Source organism: Bacillus sp. JJ1503, from assembly GCF_036965125.1.
In the GTDB taxonomy this organism is placed as follows: domain Bacteria; phylum Bacillota; class Bacilli; order Bacillales; family Cytobacillaceae; genus Cytobacillus.
Map to the genome: position 1 here is coordinate 1 of NZ_JBALOZ010000493.1, position 5,314 is coordinate 5,314.

The following is a 5,314-nucleotide window of genomic DNA, read 5'->3' on the forward strand; positions in this document are numbered from 1 at the left end:
CTTTTCCAATTGGAAAAGGACTTTTCTGATTATGTTATTTAATAATATGGATCGGACTGCCTAGTGCAACTTCTGCAGCTTCCATTGTAATTTCGCCTAATGTTGGGTGAGCATGAATGGTCATTGCAAGATCTTCAGCCGTCATACCCGCTTCAATAGCTAAGCCTAATTCTGCAATCATATCTGATGCACTTGCTCCAGCAATTTGAGCACCAATCACCAAGCCATCTTCTTTACGTGTGATTAGCTTAACAAACCCATCTGTTGCATCTAACGCAAGTGCACGGCCATTTGCCGCAAATGGGAATTTAGAGGCAATTACCTCAATACCTTCTTCCTTAGCTTGCTGTTCAGTATAACCTACTGAAGCAAGTTCTGGATCAGAGAATACGACTGCAGGAATCCCTAGATAATCAATTTCAGAGCTATGTCCTGCAATGGCTTCAGCAGCAATTTTCCCTTCGTATGAGGCTTTATGTGCTAATTGAGGACCTGCAACAACATCACCAATTGCATAAATATTGCTGATATTCGTACGGCATTGCTTATCTATTTCTATTACGCCGCGGTCACTCATTTTTATGCCTACTTGCTCTAAGCCTAATTCGTCAGTATTTGGGCGTCTTCCTACCATAACGAAGAGATAATCTGCTTCAAGAGTTTTCTCTTCACCTTTAACCTCATACTTCACAGTGACACCATTTTCACTCTCTTCAACACCTTTTGCAAGTGCTTTCGTGATAAATTCGGCACCTTTTTTCTTAAGGTTACGTTTGACAAGAGCCGTCATTTGCTTTTCAAAACCAAGGAGGATATCATCTGCGCCTTCAAGGATTGTTACCTGTGTTCCGAAATTCGCATAAGCACCGCCAAGTTCAATTCCAATTACCCCGCCGCCAATAACAACGATTTTTTCAGGGATTTCTTGAAGAGAAAGTGCCCCTGTTGAATCTAGAACACGTTTTGAATATTTAAATGTTGGAAGCTCAATTGGACGTGAACCTGTTGCAATGATTGCATTTTTAAAGGTATACGTTTGCGCTGAGTTTTCATCCATAACACGGAGAGTGTTGGCATCAACAAAATATGCTTCACCACGTACAATATCAATTTTATTTCCTTTTAATAGACCTTCCACACCGCCAGTAAGTTTTTTCACTACACCGGCTTTAAATTCCTGTACCTTTGTAAAATCAACAGTTACATTCTCAGCTGTAATCCCAATTGAATCAGAATGCTTAGCTGTTTCATAACGGTGTCCTGCAGCAATCAATGCTTTAGATGGGATACATCCCACGTTTAAGCAAACACCGCCTAAATTTGCCTTTTCAACGATAGTCACTTTCTGGCCGAGCTGTGCTGCACGAATAGCAGCCACATACCCGCCAGGACCTGAGCCAATGACAATTGTATCTGTTTCGATTGGGAAATCTCCTACTACCATGTTTTATGCCTCCATTAACAATAGTTCAGGATCGTTTAATAAACGTTTAATATGATTTAACGCATTCTGGGCAGTTGCGCCATCAATGATGCGATGGTCAAAGCTTAATGATAATGTTAATACTGGAGCTGCAACAATTTCACCGTCTTTTACAATTGCCTTTTCCGAAATACGTCCAATGCCTAAAATAGCAACTTCTGGGTGATTGATAACAGGGGTAAACCATTGTCCGCCTGCTGATCCAATATTTGTAATTGTGCAGGAAGCCCCTTTCATTTCCTCAGAAGATAACTTGCCATCACGCGCTTTTGCAGCAAGCTCACTAATTTCATTTGAAATTGCAAACATAGATTTACGATCAGCATCTTTTACAACTGGTACTAAAAGACCCTTTTCAGTGTCTGCTGCTATACCAATATTGTAATAATGCTTTTGTATAATTTCTTGTGCGGCGTCATCAATTGATGTATTCAATACTGGGTATTCACGTAAAGCACTTGTTAATGCCTTCACTACATATGGAAGGAACGTTAACTTAATTCCTTTATTTGCAGCAACTTCTTTGAACTTTTTACGATGAGCTACAAGCTTTGTCACTTCAATTTCATCCATTAAAGTCACGTGTGGAGCTGTATGTTTTGAGTTTACCATCGCTTTTGCAATTGCTTTACGGATGCCGCTCATTTTTTCGCGAGTTTCAGGGTATTGCCCTTGTGGAATAACTTTTTGAACTGGAGCAGCTGCCACTTCTTCAGGTGCTGCCGTTGTTTCTTGTTCTTGAGCCACTGGTTGCTGGACTTGAACTCCCCCGCTTAAGAACGAATCAATGTCGGTTTTTAAGACCCGGCCATTATTACCGCTTCCCGCTACTTGCTGAATATCAACACCTTTATCACGAGCATATTTCCGAACAGAAGGCATCGCGATAATTCGGCGGTCAGATTTAGCACTTGTTTGAGTTTCGGCTTGATTTACTTCAGCTTCACCCGTTTTCTCTGGAGCTTGATCTGCGGGCTTATCATCTTCTTGATGTTCATCGCCTTTGAATTTTAAATTTTCATATCCAGGCGCATCAAATGTAATAAGAACTTGGCCAACAGTTGCAACAGTTCCTTCCCCGACTAAAATTTCTTCAACCGTTCCTTTAACAGGTGAAGGAATTTCTACAACTGCTTTATCATTCTGAACTTCGCATAATACATCATCTTCTTGTACTTTATCGCCTGCTTTAACGAACCACTTAACTATTTCCCCTTCGTGGATCCCTTCACCAATGTCAGGCAATTTAAATTGAAATGACATTTAGAATCATCCTCCTACACTAACAATATAAGGAAGGACAGAAGCTGGAAAGAAGAAAATCGGTATTTGTACCGATTTTCTATTACTTCCTTCATTCTCCCCTTCGAAAGAACATAATTACCTGCTTTTTAGAAAGTTAATACTTTCTTACCAGTTTCAATAATATCCTTATAGTTTGGAAGCCAAACTGTTTCAGCTTGCGGGAATGCAAAAACTGTATCCGGCGCTGCAACGCGAAGGACAGGAGCTTCAAGACTTAAGATTGCACGGTCATTTATTTCTGCTACAACATTAGCAGCAATACCAGCCTGTTTTTGAGCCTCTTGAACGACAATCGCACGTCCTGTTTTTTCAACCGATGCAATAATAGTATCAATATCAATTGGTGATACTGTACGTAAATCGATTACCTCTGCAGAATAGCCTTCTTTTTCCAATTCTTCAGCAGCCTTTAATGCTTCATGCACCATTGCTCCATACGTAATGATCGACAAGTCTTTTCCTTCACGCTTCACTTCAGCTTTACCTAATGGAATTGTGTACTCTTCCTCAGGTACTTCTTGACGGAAAGAACGGTATAATTTCATATGCTCAAGGAAAATGACTGGGTCATTATCACGAATGGCAGAAATTAAAAGCCCTTTTGCATCATAAGGTGTTGATGGAATGACAACCTTTACCCCAGGCTGTTGAGCCATTAACCCTTCCAAGCTGTCAGCATGCATTTCTGGAGTATGTACGCCTCCCCCAAAAGGTGAACGAATAGTCACAGGCGCATTATATCTCCCTCCAGAACGATAGCGCATACGTGCCAGCTGTCCAGAAATAGAATCCATTACTTCATATACGAATCCGAAAAATTGAATTTCAGGTACTGGACGGAAGCCTTGTAAGCTAAGACCAACCGCAAGGCCGCCGATTCCAGATTCAGCTAGAGGTGTATCAAATACACGCTCTTCGCCGAATTCATTTTGAAGGCCTTCAGTAGCACGGAACACGCCACCGTTTACGCCCACATCTTCTCCGAATACAAGAACATTCGGATCATTTTGCAATTCTGTGCGTAAGGCATCAGTAATTGCCTGAATCATTGTCATTTGCGCCATAGCTTACTTCGACTCCTTTTCTTTATATATTTCATATTGTTCTTTTAAGTTATAAGGCATTCCTGCTTCTTCATGCATGATTGAAATGAGATCAGTTACTTTTTGTTTAGGTGTATCATCTGCTTGTTTTATCGCAACTTTAATATCTTCTTTAGCTTTTTCAATTGTTTCATTTTCCATTTCTTCATTCCAAATTCCTTTATCCTCTAAGAACTTGCGGAAACGGACAAGCGGGTCTTTCTTTTCCCACTCATTATCAAGATCAGCTGTACGGTAGCGTGTAGGATCGTCTCCTGCCATCGTATGAGGACCATATCGGTAAGTTAGGGTCTCAATTAATGTTGGGCCTTCCCCATTGATTGCACGCTCACGCGCTTCTCGTACAGCCACATAAACAGCCAATGGATCCATTCCATCAACCTGAATTCCTGGAATTCCAGCTGCAACAGCTTTTTGAGCAAGTGTTTTAGCTGCAGTTTGTAAAGAAACTGGAGTAGAAATAGCGAATCTATTATTTTGAACAATAAAAATTGCTGGAGCCCCATAAGAACCTGCAAAGTTAATTCCCTCATAGAAGTCACCTTGCGAAGTACCGCCATCTCCTGTATAAGTCACAGCAACTGCTTTTGTTCCACGTTTTTTCATTCCTAGTGCTACCCCTGCTGCTTGAATGTATTGAGCACCGATAATAATTTGCGGAGCTATAACATTTACACCTTCTGGAATATTCCCACCCTCATAGTGTCCTCTTGACCATAAGAAAGCTTGAGATAATGGCAGACCATGCCAAATCATTTGCGGAACATCACGATACCCAGGAAGAATAAAATCTTCTTTCTCTAAAGCAAATTGGGAAGCTAATTGAGAAGCCTCTTGTCCTGCTGTTGGTGCATAAAACCCAAGTCTTCCTTGTCTATTTAAAGAAATAGAGCGTTGATCTAGTATGCGTGTATATACCATCCGACGCATTAATTCCTGAAGCTGCTCATCACTTAAATCAGGCATTGCAGATTCATTTACTACTTTTCCTTCCTCATTAAGAATTTGAAACGTTTGAAATTGTTCTTCAACATTTTCAAGCTGCTTCTTAACATCTAATTGTGCCAATCTTGTATTAGAAGCCATACGAGTCACCCTTTCCATTATTTTAAAAGAGACTTAATAATATGAGTACAATACAATTTCTAGATTGCCCAAAACTAAGTTAAAATAGAAAGCCAAAGCAGAGTGAATTGTATTTGGTAAAAAAAGAAAATATTCAGAAATAAATAATTGCCTAGATTCCCTGCTTCATTAGGTTTCCATTTTCTTAAGTTTATAACTTCTATTGTTGTTAACTCATATTCTATCTTATTCTGTATCAATTAAATTTGCAACAGAATTGATACACATTTCTATCAATGATTTTAAGTTTAAATCACATTATTTCTCCCGTCAACTACTTGATATTAAGTTTTTACAA

Annotated in this window: 4 protein-coding genes; all 4 read right to left on the reverse strand. The window is 39.7% G+C overall.

Going from position 1 to position 5,314, the window contains the following annotated elements; all coding sequences use genetic code 11:
- Nucleotides 1-34: 34 nt before the first annotated feature.
- The 4 genes from lpdA to pdhA all read right to left on the reverse strand — a co-directional run bounded on the left by lpdA (nucleotide 35) and on the right by pdhA (nucleotide 4,977).
- Complete coding sequence (lpdA, locus tag V7149_RS25775) at nucleotides 35-1,444, reverse strand: dihydrolipoyl dehydrogenase (protein WP_335348406.1); 1,410 nt, start codon at nucleotides 1,442-1,444, stop codon at nucleotides 35-37.
- A gap of 3 nt (nucleotides 1,445-1,447) precedes the next feature.
- Complete coding sequence (locus V7149_RS25780) at nucleotides 1,448-2,746, reverse strand: dihydrolipoamide acetyltransferase family protein (protein ID WP_335348407.1); 1,299 nt, start codon at nucleotides 2,744-2,746, stop codon at nucleotides 1,448-1,450.
- A gap of 128 nt (nucleotides 2,747-2,874) precedes the next feature.
- Entirely contained in the window at nucleotides 2,875-3,852 is a 978-nt protein-coding gene (locus tag V7149_RS25785) for an alpha-ketoacid dehydrogenase subunit beta (protein WP_335348408.1), read from the reverse strand.
- 3 nt (nucleotides 3,853-3,855) lie between these two features.
- Nucleotides 3,856-4,977 carry a pyruvate dehydrogenase (acetyl-transferring) E1 component subunit alpha gene (pdhA, locus tag V7149_RS25790; RefSeq protein ID WP_335348409.1) on the reverse strand — a complete coding sequence of 374 codons (1,122 nt, stop codon included), beginning with the start codon at nucleotides 4,975-4,977 and terminating at the stop codon, nucleotides 3,856-3,858.
- Nucleotides 4,978-5,314: the final 337 nt, after the last annotated feature.

Excerpts from the sequence above, each read along its gene's own strand:
- lpdA (WP_335348406.1), bottom strand. The coding sequence starts at position 1,444 with ATGGTAGTAGGAGATTTCCCAATCGAAACAGATACAATTGTCATTGGC.
- V7149_RS25780 (WP_335348407.1), bottom strand. The coding sequence starts at position 2,746 with ATGTCATTTCAATTTAAATTGCCTGACATTGGTGAAGGGATCCACGAA.
- V7149_RS25785 (WP_335348408.1), bottom strand. The coding sequence starts at position 3,852 with ATGGCGCAAATGACAATGATTCAGGCAATTACTGATGCCTTACGCACA.
- pdhA (WP_335348409.1), bottom strand. The coding sequence starts at position 4,977 with ATGGCTTCTAATACAAGATTGGCACAATTAGATGTTAAGAAGCAGCTT.